General features: G+C 41.7%; 20 protein-coding genes and 2 pseudogenes. 16 read left to right on the plus strand and 6 right to left on the minus strand.

The window, feature by feature from the left end:
- Positions 1 to 78 precede the first annotated feature (78 nt).
- From gvpA to DACSA_RS07065, 10 genes and pseudogenes are all read left to right on the plus strand, one after another.
- Positions 79 to 297, plus strand: a complete 219-nt coding sequence (gvpA, locus tag DACSA_RS07025) for a gas vesicle structural protein GvpA (RefSeq protein WP_015229078.1) — start codon at positions 79 to 81, stop codon at positions 295 to 297.
- 102 nt (positions 298 to 399) lie between these two features.
- Positions 400 to 1,131, plus strand: a complete 732-nt coding sequence (locus DACSA_RS07030) for a hypothetical protein (RefSeq protein ID WP_015229083.1) — start codon at positions 400 to 402, stop codon at positions 1,129 to 1,131.
- A gap of 21 nt (positions 1,132 to 1,152) precedes the next feature.
- Positions 1,153 to 2,019, plus strand: a pseudogene (gene gvpN, locus DACSA_RS07035) (gas vesicle protein GvpN); the annotation flags it as partial.
- A 94-nt stretch (positions 2,020 to 2,113) separates the two neighbouring features.
- Positions 2,114 to 2,404 (plus strand): annotated as a pseudogene (locus DACSA_RS07040) (element excision factor XisH family protein); the annotation flags it as partial.
- Positions 2,392 to 2,733, plus strand: coding sequence for a XisI protein (locus tag DACSA_RS07045; protein ID WP_015229085.1), 342 nt, complete (start codon positions 2,392 to 2,394; stop codon positions 2,731 to 2,733). The pseudogene DACSA_RS07040 and the gene DACSA_RS07045, both read left to right, overlap by 13 nt.
- A 70-nt stretch (positions 2,734 to 2,803) precedes the next feature.
- Positions 2,804 to 3,196 carry a gas vesicle protein gene (locus DACSA_RS07050; RefSeq protein WP_015229086.1) on the plus strand — a complete coding sequence of 131 codons (393 nt, stop codon included), beginning with the start codon at positions 2,804 to 2,806 and terminating at the stop codon, positions 3,194 to 3,196.
- 33 nt (positions 3,197 to 3,229) lie between these two features.
- Positions 3,230 to 3,373, plus strand: a complete 144-nt coding sequence (locus tag DACSA_RS21390) for a hypothetical protein (protein ID WP_015229087.1) — start codon at positions 3,230 to 3,232, stop codon at positions 3,371 to 3,373.
- Between the two features lie 15 nt (positions 3,374 to 3,388).
- Positions 3,389 to 3,859 (plus strand): gas vesicle protein K, encoded by a 471-nt coding sequence (locus DACSA_RS07055; RefSeq protein ID WP_015229088.1) that lies wholly within the window; start codon positions 3,389 to 3,391, stop codon positions 3,857 to 3,859.
- 43 nt (positions 3,860 to 3,902) lie between these two features.
- Positions 3,903 to 4,640 carry a gas vesicle protein GvpF gene (gvpF, locus tag DACSA_RS07060; RefSeq protein ID WP_015229089.1) on the plus strand — a complete coding sequence of 246 codons (738 nt, stop codon included), beginning with the start codon at positions 3,903 to 3,905 and terminating at the stop codon, positions 4,638 to 4,640.
- 6 nt (positions 4,641 to 4,646) lie between these two features.
- Positions 4,647 to 4,898 (plus strand): gas vesicle protein GvpG, encoded by a 252-nt coding sequence (locus tag DACSA_RS07065; protein ID WP_015229090.1) that lies wholly within the window; start codon positions 4,647 to 4,649, stop codon positions 4,896 to 4,898.
- Here the strand turns inward: DACSA_RS07065 and DACSA_RS07070 are convergent.
- Both DACSA_RS07070 and folK read right to left on the minus strand, forming a co-directional pair.
- Entirely contained in the window at positions 4,893 to 5,441 is a 549-nt protein-coding gene (locus DACSA_RS07070; RefSeq protein WP_015229091.1) for an NUDIX hydrolase, read from the minus strand. The genes DACSA_RS07065 and DACSA_RS07070 overlap by 6 nt on opposite strands.
- A gap of 20 nt (positions 5,442 to 5,461) precedes the next feature.
- A complete protein-coding gene (gene folK / locus DACSA_RS07075) occupies positions 5,462 to 5,956 on the minus strand; it encodes a 2-amino-4-hydroxy-6-hydroxymethyldihydropteridine diphosphokinase (RefSeq protein ID WP_015229092.1) in 495 nt (164 codons plus the stop codon).
- Positions 5,957 to 6,349: 393 nt separating this feature from the next.
- Here folK and DACSA_RS07080 point away from each other — a divergent pair, with 393 nt between their 5' ends.
- A complete protein-coding gene (locus tag DACSA_RS07080; protein ID WP_015229093.1) occupies positions 6,350 to 7,471 on the plus strand; it encodes an FAD-dependent oxidoreductase in 1,122 nt (373 codons plus the stop codon).
- A gap of 51 nt (positions 7,472 to 7,522) precedes the next feature.
- Here the strand turns inward: DACSA_RS07080 and DACSA_RS07085 are convergent, their stop codons facing one another.
- Positions 7,523 to 7,840: a DUF1830 domain-containing protein gene (locus DACSA_RS07085; protein ID WP_015229094.1), complete on the minus strand. Its 318-nt coding sequence runs from the start codon at positions 7,838 to 7,840 to the stop codon at positions 7,523 to 7,525.
- 347 nt (positions 7,841 to 8,187) lie between these two features.
- Here DACSA_RS07085 and DACSA_RS07090 point away from each other — a divergent pair, with 347 nt between their 5' ends.
- From DACSA_RS07090 to DACSA_RS07100, 3 genes are all read left to right on the plus strand, one after another.
- Entirely contained in the window at positions 8,188 to 9,771 is a 1,584-nt protein-coding gene (locus DACSA_RS07090) for a photosystem II high light acclimation radical SAM protein (protein WP_015229096.1), read from the plus strand.
- A gap of 131 nt (positions 9,772 to 9,902) precedes the next feature.
- On the plus strand, positions 9,903 to 11,297 hold the full coding sequence (locus tag DACSA_RS07095) for a DICT sensory domain-containing protein (RefSeq protein WP_015229097.1): 1,395 nt from the start codon (positions 9,903 to 9,905) through the stop codon (positions 11,295 to 11,297).
- 19 nt (positions 11,298 to 11,316) lie between these two features.
- On the plus strand, positions 11,317 to 11,949 hold the full coding sequence (locus tag DACSA_RS07100) for a pentapeptide repeat-containing protein (protein WP_015229098.1): 633 nt from the start codon (positions 11,317 to 11,319) through the stop codon (positions 11,947 to 11,949).
- Between the two features lie 156 nt (positions 11,950 to 12,105).
- Here the strand turns inward: DACSA_RS07100 and DACSA_RS07105 are convergent, their stop codons facing one another.
- From DACSA_RS07105 to DACSA_RS07115, 3 genes are all read right to left on the minus strand, one after another.
- Entirely contained in the window at positions 12,106 to 13,323 is a 1,218-nt protein-coding gene (locus tag DACSA_RS07105) for an HhoA/HhoB/HtrA family serine endopeptidase (RefSeq protein ID WP_198007651.1), read from the minus strand.
- A 38-nt stretch (positions 13,324 to 13,361) separates the two neighbouring features.
- Positions 13,362 to 14,429 (minus strand): tocopherol cyclase family protein, encoded by a 1,068-nt coding sequence (locus tag DACSA_RS07110; RefSeq protein WP_015229100.1) that lies wholly within the window; start codon positions 14,427 to 14,429, stop codon positions 13,362 to 13,364.
- A gap of 217 nt (positions 14,430 to 14,646) precedes the next feature.
- Positions 14,647 to 15,447, minus strand: a complete 801-nt coding sequence (locus DACSA_RS07115; protein ID WP_015229101.1) for a glutathione S-transferase — start codon at positions 15,445 to 15,447, stop codon at positions 14,647 to 14,649.
- A gap of 77 nt (positions 15,448 to 15,524) precedes the next feature.
- On the opposite strand from DACSA_RS07115, the gene DACSA_RS07120 reads away from it, so the two are divergent.
- Both DACSA_RS07120 and DACSA_RS07125 read left to right on the plus strand, forming a co-directional pair.
- Complete coding sequence (locus tag DACSA_RS07120) at positions 15,525 to 16,286, plus strand: DUF1350 family protein (protein WP_041235745.1); 762 nt, start codon at positions 15,525 to 15,527, stop codon at positions 16,284 to 16,286.
- 768 nt (positions 16,287 to 17,054) lie between these two features.
- Entirely contained in the window at positions 17,055 to 17,507 is a 453-nt protein-coding gene (locus DACSA_RS07125; protein ID WP_015229103.1) for a single-stranded DNA-binding protein, read from the plus strand.
- The last annotated feature ends 35 nt before the right edge of the window (positions 17,508 to 17,542 follow it).

Genomic DNA, 17,542 nt, shown 5'->3' on the forward strand with positions numbered 1-17,542 from the left:
ATTTTATACGAAATTCATAACGAGTGACATCTTGCTTTTCTATGATTAAGTTGTCGTTATTATTCAAGGAGAAAAATTATGGCTGTTGAAAAAACTAACTCTTCCTCCAGCTTAGGAGAAGTGGTCGATCGGATTTTAGATAAAGGGGTCGTGGTTGACCTGTGGGTGAGAGTTTCCCTCGTGGGAATTGAATTACTCGCAGTAGAAGCGCGTGTGGTTATTGCTTCCGTTGAAACCTATCTGAAATATGCAGAAGCAGTAGGTTTAACGTCTTCGGCGGCAGTTCCTGCAGAATAAACGCTCTGTCTGTCTGAGTGATCGTTCGTTTTTGGGAGACTCAAGACTAACTAATCTTGGGTTTCCCGATTGTGAGGTTAAAGAAGTTTAAGGAGTTAGGTAATGGTATCTTTACGGGAACAGTGGAACGAACAAGCAAGAGAACGTCAAAGGGAAATCAGTGCGCGAAAAACAGAGATTGAGGAGGCTCGATCGAGCATTCAAAAAGAATTACAAGCTCAATATGAAGCTCGTTTAGCCGCCACTCAACAGTTACAATCAGAACTACGGCAATTTTACAACAATCTCGCCAATGACACAGCAGGATTTTTAGAGAGAACGAGAACCACTCGTGAACAAATGGCGCAAAAGCTAGAACAGGAATTAACCCAGTTGATTACTGATTTAGAAAATAATACCGCCGCGCTGTTACAAGAAGCCAATCAAGAGCGCGTCAGGGTTTCTCAACAACAAAAAGCACTGGCGATCGAGTTAAAAAATCAACTGGCACAATTCCACGAACAATTAGAAACCAGCGTTGGGAACTGGCGACAAGAAACTCAGGAACAACAACAGCAAACCGCCGCGCAACTGCGAGAAGACTTAAATGCTTTTTCTGCTAACCTCATGGCACAAGTGGAGAAACTTCTGATTAACTTAGAAGAAACCCGCACGGCGAATGCTCAACAACAGCGAGAAGCTCTCTTCAACTTCCGTCGTCAACTCACCGTTGATGTGTGGGGAGAAACCGAGAGCGACTCCTTGAAGGTTGAAGAGAATACTCCCTCTGATGTGTGGGGAGAAACCGAGAGCGACTTCTTGGAGGTTGAAGAGAATACTCCCTTTGTCACTTAACATTAAAAGCACGGATTACCGATGACAACAGTTTTACACGCTCGTCCGAAAGGTTTTGTTTCTACGCCAACCATCGATCGCATCAGTGGTCGCGCTTGGCGTTATCTCCAATCTGGTTTTTCGATTCATCTACGGGGTCCGGCGGGAACAGGTAAAACGACTCTCGCCATGCACTTAGCGGATTTACTGAATCGTCCGATTATGCTGTTATATGGGGATGATGAATTTAAAAGCACCGATTTAATTGGCAGTAATACGGGTTACACGCGAAAAAAAGTCGTTGATAACTACATTCATAGCGTCGTGAAAGAAGAAGACGAGTTACGCCAACAATGGGTGGATTCTCGTTTAACAATGGCGTGTCGAGAAGGGTTTACGCTCGTTTATGATGAGTTTAATCGCTCTCCTCCAGAAGTGAATAATGTACTTTTATCCGCTTTGGAAGAAAAGCTATTGGTGCTTCCCCCAGATAGTAATCGATCGGAATATGTACGGGTGAGTCCCAATTTTCGCGCCATTTTTACCTCGAATCCTGAAGAATACTGGGGGGTTCATGGTACACAAGACGCATTGCTCGATCGAGTCGTGACGATTAATGTACCTGAACCCGACTTAGAGACGCAACAGGAGATTATCACCCAAAAAGTAGGGATTAACGCCAATGACGGAGAAAAGATTGTTAATTTTGTTCGTCAATTCCGCGATCGAGCAGCGGTGAAAAATTCCTCTGGTTTGCGTTCTTGTTTAATGATTGCACAAGTCTGTCATCAACATGAAATCCCCGTCCAAACCAGCGATGAAGGCTTTCGTGACATTTGCTATGATATCCTTTCCTCTCGTTGTAGTCTGTCTCCAGAAGAATCAGCCGCACTTTTAGAACAACTCTTCTAGGAAAATGATCTAGAGTTATTTGTGGAAGAAGAAGACAGAAATGCGCCATCAGTGATTGTAGAAGGACAAAACGACACCTCATCCCCCTCCTCAGAAACTAATTGCAGCGGAGAAAGGTGCGGATAAAATTGCAGTTGAAATTAAAAGTTTTCGTAGCGCATCAGAGATGAAAGATTTAGAGGAAGCGATTGGTCAATTTGTTTTATACGAGCGTCTATTAGCCCGATATGAACCCGAAAGAAAGTTATATTTAGCCGTTCCTAAAAATGTTATAAAATCAGTTTTTGAAGAGGAAGCTGGGCAAGTTTTACTAGAAGATCAAATTCTGCGATTGTTAACTTTTGATACAACAAAAGAGGAGGTGTTTAGATGGATAACTTAAGCCACGAAGATCTTGAAAAAGCAGTAACGAACGTTTTAAGAGACTATATTGAATTTCTCGGAAACGACCCCGATAGCAACATTGAACTGATTATAGACAAAGACAAAACCCATTATCTCTTAGTAGAAATGGGATGGCAAAACGATCGCCGAATCTATGGCAACCTCATTCACATTGAGATCATTAATAACAAAATTTGGATACAACAAGACGGAACAGAAGAAGGAATCGCCAACGAACTGGTTAAACAGGGAATCTCTCCCCAGCAAATTGTTCTCGCCTTTAAGACTCCAGAACGCCGTAAAATCGCGGACTTTGCTATTTCTTAATTTGTTTGATTCCCCAATTAAATTACAGTTGTAGTGGCGACATTCTTTGCACATATTAGGTAAAAATAGCGTGGTTAACTCTAACACCAATCAACCCAAATCTTATCAGTCCAAAGGAATCACCAATAGCACTCAATCTTCTAGTCTTGCTGATATTTTAGAGCGAGTCTTAGATAAAGGAATTGTCATCGCGGGAGACATTAGCGTTTCTGTGGGTTCAACCGAACTCTTAACGATTCGGATTCGTCTTTTAATTTCGTCGGTAGATAGGGCGAGAGAAATCGGAATTAACTGGTGGGAAAGTGATCCTTATCTTTCCAGTCAAGCGCATCTGATGAAGGAAGAAAATCAAGCGTTACAATCACGGTTAGAAAATATGGAAGCAGAGTTACGTCGTTTGAAGGGAGAAACCAACCTCGATCAGTCTTCTTTAGGAGAATCCGATCAACGTAGCTTACAATAGGATTACGCTAATTTTGGAGTATAAAAGGAAACCATGAGTCAAGAAAAAACATTTATTCCCTCGGAAAAATACCGCCAAATGCTCGTTCGTGATGGTGAACGTCGCTTTCAGGAATGGCAGACTAACTATATTAACTATCGCAAGAAATACCTCCGTGAAGTGTCGAGAAAGTCGTGAAGAAGAAACAATTAAATGTCTGAAGAAGAAAGCAACCTCAGTCGAGTTGATCTCAATCCCGCCAGTTCTAATTCTGATGCGGGATTAGCTCCTTTGTTGTTAACGGTCACCGAATTAATCCGTCAGTTGATGGAAGCACAAGTGATTCGGCGCATGGATGCCGAGTTATTAACGGAAGCAGAACTCGATCGAGCGGGAGAAAGTTTACAACGTTTAGAAGAGGAAATCCTCCGTTTATGTGAAATTTTCGACGTTGATCCCGCCGATCTCAATGTTCACTTGGGAGAGTTGGGAACGTTGTTACCGAAAGAGGGGGGATATTATCCAGGAGAAACCTCGGATCAACCTTCGATTTTAGAATTACTCGATCGAGTTCTTCATACAGGAGTCGTAATTGATGGTAATCTCGATCTAGGGATCGCTCAACTGAATTTAATTCAAGCGAAACTCCATCTGGTTTTAACCTCACAACCGATTAACAATTAATCCTCCCATTCCCCTGAGACAATCACAAATAACGGATAACAAAATGACGGAAGGTTTTTATTTATATGGTATTTTTCCCCCACCTGGACCGAAAACAATTGAAACCCAAGGCTTAGACAAACAACCGATTTTTTCCCATACGGTAGAAGGGTTTACTTTTCTTTATTCAGAAGCGCAACAATCCCGTTATTTAGCCAGTCGTCGTAACCTAATTACTCATACCAAAGTATTAGAAGAAGCGATGGAAAACGGATCGCGGACGTTGCTTCCGTTACAATTTGGTTTAATTGTTCCAGACTGGGAAACAGTGGTTCAAGATTTGTTACAACATCAAGCAGAAAGCCTACATTTTTTTCTGGAAAAATTAGAAGGAAAACGAGAAGTTAGCCTCAAAATTTATTGGGAAACCAATGCTGAATTGAACGCTCTTTTAGAAGAAAATCCCGCCTTAAAAGCAAGACGAGATAATCTAGAAGGGAAACAATTAAGCATGGATGAAGTTATCCAAATTGGACAGGCTTTAGAACAAGAAATGGAGGGACGAAAACAAGATATTATTTCTCGTTTTGAAGAGGTTTTGATTCCCTTTGCTTTTGAAATTAAAGAGAATGATGTGTTAACTGAAACCATGATTTATAACACGGCTTTTCTGATTAATTGGGATGCTGAATCCGATTTTGGGGAACAATTAGAAGCGATCGATGCTGAGTTTTCACCGCGCCTAAAAATCCGCTATAACAATTTTACACCGCCTTATAATTTTGTCGAATTACGAGAATAATTAACAATGGTCTTCAAACTTTTATTACTACCCATCACCGGACCGATCGAGGGAATTACTTGGTTAGGAGAACAAATTTTAGAACGAGCCGACCAAGAATTAGATAGTAAGGAAAACCTCAATAAACGACTCTTAAGCCTACAGCTATCTCTAGATTTAGGAGAGATTTCTGAGGAAGAATACGACGAACAAGAAGAAGAAATATTGTTAGCAATGCAAGCAATGGAAGACGAAGAGAATGAGGAAGAAGAATCATAAAAACGGACGAGCGAGATAATAGCTAGTAATGGTTTTTGCATCCAGTTTATTCTCTCCACTGTGAATTAATTGTTCTAATTCTTCAGGAGTATAAAGAACAATTGTAATGTCTTCATCTTCATCTTGTTCGGGTGGATTTTCTAGTTTTTCGAGTTCCGTTGCTAAAAAAACATAAATGTATTCATCCGAATAACCTGGCGCTAAGGGAAACTTACCTAAATCTTGCCATTTGTTCCCATGATATCCCGTTTCTTCTTCCAATTCCCGTTTAATGGTTTCTGCGGGTTCTTCGTATGCTTCTACTGTTCCCGCGGGAAATTCTAATAATCTTTGTTTAAGGGGAATCCGATATTGATCCACTAAAATTAATTTTCCTTCAGGGGTAACGGGAACGGCTAATGATCCCCCAGGATGACGAATACATTCCCATTCCCCTTCTACACCATTGGGGAGACGTAAATAACTGACTTCAAAACTAAATTTACGTCCTGCGTAATGAAGACGTTCTTTGAGCAATTGAGGAGACGGATCATTATTGAACATAAGAATTGATTGATTTTTAATTAGAGTTTTTGCAAAATACCAGAACAGTCTATCTTATTTTTGAGTTGCGCGATCGAGTTTTTTGTTATCGGATCAATCCAATGCGACGCAATTTCTGCTAAAGGAACTAACACAAACTCTCGTTCTCTCATCCGAGGATGAGGAAGTTTTAATCGGGGAGTATCTAAGACTAAATCTCCATACAAAATTAAATCTAAATCAAGCGTTCGTGCGCCCCAACGTTCTTGACGAACTCGCCCAAAATTGGTTTCAGTTGTTAATAAAATGTCCAATAGTTCAAAAGGAGACAAGTTCGTTGTTAATAAAATACATCCGTTGATATAATTGGGTTGGCTCGGACCGATCGGGCGTGTTTCATACCAACTAGAAACCGCATCGATCGTAATTTCTGGGACTTTTTCTAACTGCAAAATTGCTTGTTTGAGTGTTTCTTGACAATCTCCTAAATTACTTCCTAAAGCAACCGCACAGTTAACTTTTTGTTTCTCATTCATAAATCATCTTTTCTCAGGATCGATTCAGGTATATAGCAGTTCTAAATTTTATGTAAAAAGTTTACTCATGGAAGCCCCCCAAACTTGGGGGGTTGGGGGGCAAAAACAATTTACGATTCATTTAGGATTGCTATAGCAGTTCTAAATCTTATGTAAAAAGTTTACTCATGGAAGCCCCCCAAACTTGGGCCGGAGCGAAGGTGAGGATTGGGGGGCAAAAACAATTTACGATTCATTTGAAATTGCTATAGAAATGACATCTTATACCATTTTTGAAAAGCCAAGTTACAGTAAGAAAATCTAAATTGACTGTAGGGTTTGCCTTGCCCACCCTACGAAATGTAACTATAGAAATGACATCTTACTTGATTCCTGATTCTTCATTAAACTAATATGTCCCAAGATATTCTTCTCATTGGTGGTGGTCATAGTCATGCTATTTTACTACAAAAGTGGCAAGATCACAACATAAATCAAATTCATCTAAAATTGATTAGTGACACCGAACAAGCTCCCTATTCTGGAATGTTACCTGGTCATGTCGCAGGGCTTTACTCTTATGAAGAAACTCATATTGATTTGCGTCGCTTAACGAAACTCGCAGCGGCGGAATTTTATCAGGATCAAGCGATTGGTTTAGACTTAAAGCAAAAACAGATTTTGTGTCGCAATCGTTCGCCAATTCCCTTCGATAAAGTTTCTCTTGATATTGGTTCAACCCCGACTATTACTAGCATTCCAAGTGCGAAAGATTACGCGATTCCAGCGAAACCTGTTCCGATTTTCCTAGAAAACTGGTATCAATTTTTAGCCACTGTAGAAGCAAACCCGAATCAATCTCGAAATCTCGCCATTGTTGGCGGCGGTGCGGGGGGTGTTGAACTCGCCTTAAATATGCAGCAAAGATTACAAAAAAATAGTAACTCAATTACGATTCATTTATTTCAACGGGGAAAGGAGTTATTACCGCAACAGGGGAAATGGGTACGGAAACACCTTTCTAATCTCTTACAAAAACGAGGAATTAAACTCCACTTAGGAGAAGCTGTAAACGCAGTATTTCCCGATCGAATCGTCTGTGAGTCTGGATATAATTTAGACACGGATATTGTCTTTTGGGTGACGCAAGCAAGCGCACCGCAATGGATCGCAGAAAGTGGTTTAACCATCGATGAGAGAGGATTTATCTTAGTGAATGAGTATTTACAATCGGTTTCTCATCCTTTTGTTTTTGCGGCGGGAGATATAGCGACGATTAAAAATCATCCTCGTCCAAAAGCGGGAGTCTTCGCGGTGCGACAGGGAAAACCCTTATTTCAAAATCTACAGCGCACGATTTTAGGGAAACCCTTAAAACCCTATCATCCCCAGAAACATTATCTGAGTTTAATTGGAACAGGAGACAAAAGCGCGATCGCATCTTGGGGAAATTTTGGTTTTCATTCTCCCCTACTTTGGCACTGGAAAGACCGCATCGATCGACAATTTATGGCACAATTTTCTCGGAATCATTAAGGGAATATTCCCCCAAACTTGGGGGTTAGGGGGCTAGACCATTTTTTCATATTAAGCAACTACTGCGATCGCGCTTTCACTTTTAATTTGTTCTACATCAATTTCGGCTTCCTTTTCTTTTACCGCTAAACGAAAACAGGGAATCTGATCAGATAGAATTGCACTCGCCATCATTCCTGTGTGGACTTCTAGGATTCCTTCTGGTAACGCCTCAAACATTAAATGTTGTCCTGGAAAAACAACACGCTCAAAATACCAGTTTTCCAGATTAGTAATCCGTATCACTTGGATGGAACTGGTGGCATTTAAGTAACAGCAAACGATCGGATCGGAGGGAGTATTAGGGACGGGATCAAGGATTTGAGCCATGACAAACGGTTAGTATTATTTACTTAACTTCACACATCTAAACTAACACTTACTGATCCCCACTTGTTGTTAAGCCTAATACAAACGACTCAATTTAACTTCAACAATTTTAACATCTCCCCCATCTCCCCCATCTCCCCCATCTCCCCCATCTCCCCATCTCCCCCATCTCCCTTGTCTCCCCTATCTCCCCCATCTCCCTTACTCATCAGCAATTCCGCTAAGGCTACGTTAAGATATATGAAAATAATGAGAGCGTTTTCCTTGACAGTTCGTTAAAGTTTTGATGATTTTCCCAAGAACTGCCAACCCCTAGCGTTCAAACTGAACCATCTCCGAAAAAGACTATGACACAAAAAATTCTGTATGTTCGGCTACCGTGTAACCCGATTTTTCCCATTGGTGTCGTCTATCTAGCGGATCATATTCACAAACTTTTCCCTGAAATTGAGCAGCGCATCTTTGACATGGGAACGGTTGCTCCTCTTGATTTTGGCGCTTCCCTAGAAAAGTGTGTTGATGAATATCAACCCACCCTTTTAGTCTTCTCATGGCGTGACATCCAAATTTATGCACCTGTTGGGGGGAGAGGAGGAAACCCCTTACAATATGCCTTTGAATTTTACTATGCAAAAAACCCTCTGAAAAAACTACATGGGGCTTTAGGTGGAATGCGAGTCACCGCCGCTTACTACGGAGAACTTTGGCGCAATTTAGGGTTAATTAAACGAGGCTTAAAACGGGCAAAAAAATATAATCCCCAAGCGCGATCGATCATTGGTGGCGGCGCAGTGAGCGTTTTTTATGAACAACTAGAAGATAAACTTCCTGAAGGAACAATTGTTTCCGTAGGAGAAGGAGAACTGCTGTTAGAAAAACTCTTACGAGGGGAAAACTTCCAAAATGAACGCTGTTATGTGGTGGGAGAAACTCAACCCCGCGATAACATGATTCACGAAGCACCAACGCCTCTGGAAAAAACCGCTTGTGATTACGATTATATTGAGCGGATGTGGCCTGAATTTAAGTATTATCTTCAAGAAAACGACTTTTATCTCGGCATTCAAACTAAGCGCGGTTGTCCTCATAATTGTTACTACTGCATTTATACAGTAGTAGAAGGAAAACAAGTGCGCGTGAATCCTGCTGATGAAGTTGTAGCAGAAATGCGTCAACTTTACAATCGAGGGATTCGTAATTTTTGGTTTACTGATGCTCAATTTATTCCCGCGAAAAAATACATTCCAGATGCGATCGAGCTTTTACAAAAAATCTATGATTCAGGAATGAATGACATCCATTGGGCTGCTTATATTCGCGCCGATAATTTAACCCCTGAATTGTGCGATTTAATGGTTAAAACGGGAATGAACTATTTTGAAATCGGCATTAGTAGCGGTTCTCAAGAATTAGTTCGTAAAATGCGAATGGGCTACAATTTGCGCGTGGTTCTCCAAAACTGTCGGGATTTAAGAGCAGCGGGTTATAACGAATTAGTGTCGGTGAATTATTCTTTTAATGTGTTAGATGAACGCATTGAAACCATCCGTCAAACGATCGCTTATCATCGAGCATTAGAAGAAGTTTTTGGTGTAGATAAAGTCGAGCCAGCGATCTTCTTTATTGGGTTACAACCGCATACCCATTTAGAAGAATATGCCCTAGAAAACGACATTTTAAAACCTGATTATAATCCCATGAGTTTAATGCCTTGGACAGCGAAAAAACTGTTATGGAATCCTGAGCCATTAGGGAGTTTATTTGGAGAAGTTTGTCTTCAGGCTTGGGAAAATAATCCCAATGATTTCGGGCGAGAAGTCATGGCAATTTTAGAACAACGTTTTGGTCGCGCTGATCTTGAAGACGCTCTCAATGCGCCGATGTCAGGTTCAGTTAGCCATGAGAAATTACCCGTAACCAGCAATCAGTAACCACTTATTTTAGGGAACGGTTAATCCCCCCTAACCCCCCTTCGCAAGGGGGGAATCAGAGGAGTACATAAGATTTAGAATTGCTAGATAAATTCCCCTAATAACTAACAAATAAAAGATTAATAAAAGATATGTTAGAAGGCTCAATTTTACAGAAACTTTATACCGCGCATCAAGGAACCGATCGACCCTTAAATTTAGGTGTTTATTATAAAAATACTCTCGTGGCTTTATGTCATGCTTTAGAAGATTTTATCCTCAATACCAAAAGTTCTCCTCTAGTAATCAGCGCCTTTCAACAGGGAAAATGGTATCTAGAAGAAGCCGATCGCTATGGAGAAATTGCCAATCAAGCGCGAAAAATTGCAATTATGGCAGCGCCAGATAGTAGTTTCCATGAACATCCCACCGGTAAACGGGATAACGTTGATTTGGTGAGTTTAGACGCAGCAACTGATTCCGTAGCGCAAGAATGGCATTTGATGATTTGTTCCCCTAGTTATACGGCGATGGTGCTTTGTCAGGAGTTATCAGAAAAAGATTATGGCAGGAATGGACAGCCTAAACATGATTTAGAACGGAAGTTTTACGGGTTTTGGACGTTTGAACCGAAGTTAGTACAAGAAACCATACAACTCGCCATTAACCATATTGGAAACTATAATTCCCCTCTAGAAAAAGAGCTTCAACAACACTTTACCGAGATCACAGAACAATTTGGCAAAGTGGAAACAGAAAATACAGGGGTAGTGGTGTCGCAAGTGGTGGATTATCTCCAAGATTCCCAAGCGGAACTTCTTAACCAAGAGCAAGCCAGCATCGATCAGCAAAACTCCTATTTACCACAATCTCAAGACTTGGATGATAATTTACTCTCCAACGAGATGCAAGCGTTTCTCCGTATGGCGCAACTGATTGATCAAGCGGATATCAATAACCCCATGGCAGCCGCCGAAGTTACCGCCCTTGCTGAAACCATGGGACAAGTTTTAGATATTCCTGCTTGGCAACAGAAACGGTTACGATTAGCGAGTTTATTACATCGTCTGGTTGCTACTTTGGGGAGTACCGCCGAAAAAGAGGAAGATCACAAAACCGCTCCTGCTTGTGATTTAATTCCCAGTGTGGAAGCATTACGGGCAATGCCACAAATGAGCGCGATCGCGCGGTTGATTACCCATCAAACTGAAAACTGGGATGGTAGCGGTAAACCAGGACAACTTGCTCATGATCAGATTCCTCTAGAGTCTCGGATATTGAGCATTGTGAGTTATTTTCAACATCGGGTTAATGAACTTCGCATGAATGAAAAAAGCCTCGATCAAGAAACCACTCTCAACCAAGCCTATTCGGAATGTCAAGAACAAGCAAACACCCGTTTTGATCCCAAATTAGTGGAAGCATTGGGATTATTAGTCATGGGATTACAACAAGGAATGACCCTCGAAACCGCTCAACCCAAAATCGCCGCTGGAATGTGGCTATTAGATAATCAAGATAATGAACAATTAATCACCAATCAATAATCAAAACTCATCAACAAGAATGGATATAGAAGCAATACGAAGCGGAAAAATTCAAGCACTCGCTGGGGCTGATCTCGAAGACGAAATCCTTACCAAAGCCCACCTCGAAAAAGTTAATCTTAGTGGTGCAAATCTGGTGGGGGTGGATTTATCCCACGCCAACCTTCAGTCGGCTCACCTCGACGGCGCTAACCTCTTGGGAGGAAACTTAAACGCCGCCGATGTTCGAGGGAGTTTAGTGGGAGTTAACCTGACGCAGGGAAACCTAGAAGGAACAGACTTACGGGGAAGCAACCTGCGAGGAGCAAACTTAATGGGAGCAAACTTATCACGGGTGAGTTTAGGAGGAGCGTTTCTCAGTGGGGCTAATCTCAGCGAAGCTAACCTGCAAGGGGGAGACTTACGCAGTAGTGATTTAAGAGGGGTGAACTTTCAAGGAGCAAATTTAAAAGGAGCAAACTTGTCAGAAGCACAGCTACAAGGAGCAGACTTCAGTAATGCCAACTTGGAAGAAGCAGACTTACGGGGAGCGAACCTTGCTGGGGTTGATTTAGAAGGTGCTAATCTTTTATGTGCCGAATTAGAACGAGCCAACCTCGAAGGAGCAAATTTCAAAGACACCTGTTTAATCGGAACAGAAGCAGAGAGTTAACCTGTAGGTTCGGTGGAGAAGACGAAACCCAACAACAATCAGTTAACCTGTAGGTTCGGTGGAGAAGACGAAACCCAACAACAATCAGTCATTGTGTAGAGACGTTCCATGGAACGTCTCTACACGAAACCCAACAATAATCGGTTGCCACCCAACCTAATTTTCCACAGGAAGACGCTCTAACTCCACCGTAATCTCTTCGGTTTCTCCATTACGTTCAATGGTAACGGTAATTTGATCTCCCACACTTTGCTGTTCCACAAGGCGTTGTACTTCCTCTGATTGTTCCACTGTTTCCCCATTAATCGCTAGAATTACATCCCCTGGTCTTAATCTCGACTTGCTAGCAGGAGAACCATCAACCGTTTCCACAATTAACACCCCAGAATCGGCAGTGATTGTAAAATTCTGTTGCGGGAGTTGTTCTAATCGCTGTTTTACTTCTGGAGTCAATGTCACCATGCGAATGCCAATATAGGGATATTGAACTTCTCCTGTTTCCATGATTTCTTGCGCCACTCTTTTCCCTGTATTGATGGGAACAGCAAACCCTAATCCTTCTGCTTTACCGATAATTGCTGTATTAATGGCAATCACTTCTCCCCTCGCATTTAAAAGCGGTCCCCCAGAATTGCCAGGATTGATCGCCGCATCAGTCTGGATAAATTCCACTCGTTTGTCTGATACTCCGATCGCAGAACTTGGTCTTCCTGTGGCACTAATCACACCGACCGTAACCGTTTCATTTAATCCTAACGGATTCCCGATCGCGATCGCCCACTGTCCAGGCTGTACCTGATCTGAATTTCCTAACGCCACAGTCGGTAAATTTTCCGCATCAATTTGGATCACCGCAACATCGGTTAAAGGGTCTTCTCCCACTACTGTACCGTCAAAGGTACGCCCATCTCGTAACACCACCGCCACTTGATCCGCTTTATCAACAACATGAGCATTGGTTAAAATCTGTCCATCACTACTAACAATAAATCCTGATCCTAACCCTTGCTGAACCCGTTGCTGAGGTGGCGTGGGAATGGAATCACCAAAAAAGCGTTCAAAAAAAGGACTATTAAAGAACTCAGGAACATTGGTATCCACCACCCGTTTCACATTGACGCGCACCACCGCGGGACTCACTTCATCCACAACTTTGGTGACAAAATTGGTATCTTCTGGTGTTCGTTCTAAAGGGCGAGAAGATGACTCTAAATTAGAATCAAGATTCGGACTCGGCGCAGACTCAGGGGTATCTGGAGAGGACTCGGAAGGGGGTTGAGATTGATTTAAATTTAACTGCGAACAACTACCGATGAAAGCGGTTGTTGTCATTAGGAGGGCTAAAGAAAACTTGGACAGAGGTTTTGATTTCATGTTTATGCTTATAATTGCGATCGCGCTAGGAAGAAACATTAACTAGAATTACGCCAACTTCCAGACCAGGGAATACCTCCCACTTCTAAACCGCAGTTCTGACTGGAGGCTTCAAAAATCATTTCACCACTACGGTTAGATAATTTTAGATCAACCTGACCCTGCATTGTATCCCGACAACAAAACTCTAATCCTGTTTCTGTTGGCGCTCGTAAAAGTGTCCCTTCACGGTCAGTTTGACCCACAATTTCCGCCTTTAATTCTGCACCAATGGCAGTCATTTTCCATTCTCCCCAAGGTTGAATTTCCCAAGAAACTTCGGCATGCCAAGGCACAAATTCATAAAACTTTCCTTGATAATGGAAACAAATCAACGCCACCTCTTCCCCTAACCCTAAAACCTCTCGTCTTCCTCCACCTGCGGTTAACGCGAGATCAGGTTCATCAATGAAGGCATTACAATTTAACCAAAACCACTTCGCTGGGAAAGCACGTCCCCAATTTTTCTCACTGTAGGCTGGTGCGTTGGTAAACTGATAAGTTTTTCCTTGCCATTGAATATATCCTGTCGCCCGTCCATGGGCGATTAAAATTTGCCAACCCGGTTCAAACAAAGGCAGAAACGATAACCATCCCGCCGTTGCTTTTTGGGGACGGTTGGGATCACCCCAGCCATAAATTGGTTGAATTTCATATTCCCAAGAAACGGTTTCCCCTGTTGTTGGATCATGTAATTTCCCTTGATTAAGGGTTGCCGTTGCTTGATATCCTTCCTCAATTTGTTGGTTAAATTGATTCGGGGTTAATTGTCGCGGAAAACTGCCTAAAGGTCGTTTTTGCCAATGTCCTAATCCTAAACGCTGATAATCTGCCCAAAATCCCTTAACCTTGGGAAAGGTGCGCCAAAAATAGCGATCGTCAGGCCCTAAAATTTGCGCCGCCCCGCCACTGTAAGCGGTTCCCCCTGCTGGATCATCAATGGAGTACATAAACGCGAAGGTTTGGTTAATTTCGGGAAGTGTGACGCGGTAATACCAACCTTCAAAAAATCGATCGGTTTCTCCTGCCCAATGATAGGCACTATGAGGGGTTTGTAATTTATCCATTGCAATGCTTTAATTCACAGTCTATTACAGTGATCAGTGATCAGTGATCAGTGATCAGTAAGCAGTGAATTAATAATCGATCAATCTTTCGCTTTTACTAATCAAGTTTGAGAACTACTGGTCACTGGTCACTGCTTAACTGGTCACTGATTAGTGTTGGGTTTCGTGTACAGACGTTCCATGGAACGTCTCTACCCAACCTACCTTTTACTGGGGTTTATTCAATTTCGATCGAGCTTGGGGCATTACCACTACTACTACTGGTAGTGGTGGAAACAGTTGCTTGACGATACTCACTGTATAATCGATCGCGCCAACTAAAGAAGGGTTCAAACGCGGGATTATCGCCAATTCCAGGTAAGGCTTTTCCCGCGAGTTGATCAGGAATATCCATGTAGGATTTTTCTGGAAACTTCAGTAATAAACTGAGACTCGCCACGCTAAAATCGGCTAATGTGGGCGTTGCGCCAGTGAGATAGGGTTGTTCCTGCAAAATTAAACACAACGCTTCTAAATCTTGTTTTAGGCTACCCTCGATCGCTTTTAGAGCCTCACCACCAATTCCAACACCAGTTCCTAACGCATCTAATAAATCTGATGGAATTCCACTAACAATGCTTTTCACAAAATCAGGAGTATCTGAGGGTAAAACCGCAGTGCGAAGCGCCTCATTGCGATTTAATGCCCCAATAAAGGCTTTCCGACTCTTTAACCCGATCGATTCATCTGCCCATTCTTCCATCAGTAAGGTTAACCCTTTTTCACGGGAAGCGGTAGGAAGCAAAGGACGTTCTGGGTAATTTCTTTCTAAATACATCGCAATGTCAGTGGAATCAGGAATTACCGTTTCACCATCCTTGAGAACTGGCACTTGTCGCTGTCCCGACATCTGATAAACTTCCACTTGTCCCATGCCTGGAGTAACTTCAATTTTACGATATTCTAATCCCTTATAATCAAGGAGAAAACGGACTTTTTCGCTATATTGAGAGAGTTCAAATTGATAAAGTTCTAACATAAGTCATTCGGTGCAAGGTTGCTTTCATAAAAGTTAACATTAATAAGGCAATTATGTGAGCGATTTTTCTAAAGATGATGAATTGGGAAGAGGTTGCGGGAAATTCAGTTTTATTACCATCACAGCCAAAAGCGTTGATTCATTTTTTGGGCGGTGCGTTTGTTGCCACTGCTCCACAAGTGACTTACAGTTGGCTATTAGAGGCTTTGGCAGCGGAAGGCTATGGCATTATTGCCACGCCCTTTATTAACGACTTGAATCATAGCGCGATCGCCCAACGGGCTTTAAACCGCTTCGAGACAGCCTATCAACGCTTAGGATTATTTCGGCGCTACCTTCCCATTTATGGTTTAGGACACAGTATGGGTTGTAAATTGCACCTATTGATTAATAGTTTATATGACGTAAATCGATCGGGAAACCTTTTAATTTCTTACAATAATTATCCCGCCAGACAAGCCGTTCCTTTTGTGGAACAACTCAACAGTTTAGTTGAGTTTGATCTAGAATTTACTCCCTCACCAGAACGAACTTATGATTTAGTTAGAAACGATTATAAAAAAACGAGGACACTTTTAATTCGCTTCCAAAACGACACGATCGATCAAACCCAAGAATTAAAACCCATTTTAGAAGAACGTCATCCCCACTTAGTTTCTTACTTACAACTCTCTGGAAATCATTTAACCCCAGTTAACCCTAAAGAATGGAATTGGCAACCTGGCAATAATTTTTCTGTCTTAGATGCCTTTGGACAATGGGTTAAACAACAATTTTATAGCGATATTACCCAATTAAAAAAAGAAGTTTTGCGCTGGCTTGATCCCATTAATAATTAACCGCAAAAGAAAGTAGGTTGGGTGGAGAGAAACGAAACCAAACAATAATCAGTGACCAGTGACCAGTGACCAGTGACCAGTAGTTCTCAGACTTGATTAGTAAAAGCGAAAGATTGATCGATTATTAATTCACTGATCAGTGTAAAAAGTAGTGAAGAGAAACGAAACCAACATCAATTAGTTATTGGTCATTAGTCATTGGAAAACCAAGAACAAAGGACAAAAATGTAGGTTGGGTGGAGAGAAACGAAACCCAACAATAATCAGTGACCAGTGACCAGTGACCAGTGACCAGTAGTTCTCAGACTTGATTAGTAAAAGCGAAAGATTGATCGATTATTAATTCACTGATCAGTGTAAAAAGTAGTGAAGAGAAACGAAACCCAACATCAATTAGTCATTAGTCATTGGAAAACCAAGAACAAAGGACAAAAATGTAGGTTGGGTGAAGAGAAACGAAACCCAACATCAATTAGTCGTAGGTTGGGTAGAGACGTTCCATGGAACGTCTCTACGCGAAACCCAAAACTAACAAATAACAAGTAACCAATAACCAATAACAAAAATGTTAAGCAGTTACCAGTCGTTCTCAAACTTGATTAGTAAAAGCGAAAGAAAGATTGATCAATTATTAGTTTACTGATCACTGGTCACTGATCACTGGTCACTGTAAAAGACGATGATTGATCGCTCTAAATGATAAAATTAAAGAGGGAGCAGTGACCGAAAAAAAACGAAAAAACTCAAACTGTTAAAGGAGGACAAAAAATGAATAGTTGTATTTTAATGGCACAAATTACTAGCCAACCCCAACTGCGTTATACCCAAGAGAATCAAACTCCTCTCGCAGATATGATGGTAGAATTTCTAGGGATGCGCGAAACTGATCCCCCTTCTAGCCTGAAAGTAGTTGCTTGGCGAGATTTAGCCAATGAAGTGTCGCAAAATTATCAGGAAGGAGATAATGTCATTCTAGAAGGTCGTCTCAGAATGAACATTTTAGAGCGTCAGGAAGGGTTTAAAGAAAAACGAGCCGAGTTTACCCTTTCTCGCATTTACCGCATCCAAAATGGAACATCTCCCACCTCTCCAGCACAATCTCAAGTTCCCTCTCAAACTAACTCTAACTCTGGAAACGTTGTCCAATTCCCCGCATCTCAACCAGAAACCACTGAAAGCACTCAAGAAGAGGAAAAAAATCTAGACGACATCCCATTTTAAAATCGGGTTGGGGTCAACTCTGGTTGATCCCTCAA

This window comes from Dactylococcopsis salina PCC 8305, assembly GCF_000317615.1.
GTDB lineage: Bacteria > Cyanobacteriota > Cyanobacteriia > Cyanobacteriales > Rubidibacteraceae > Halothece > Halothece salina.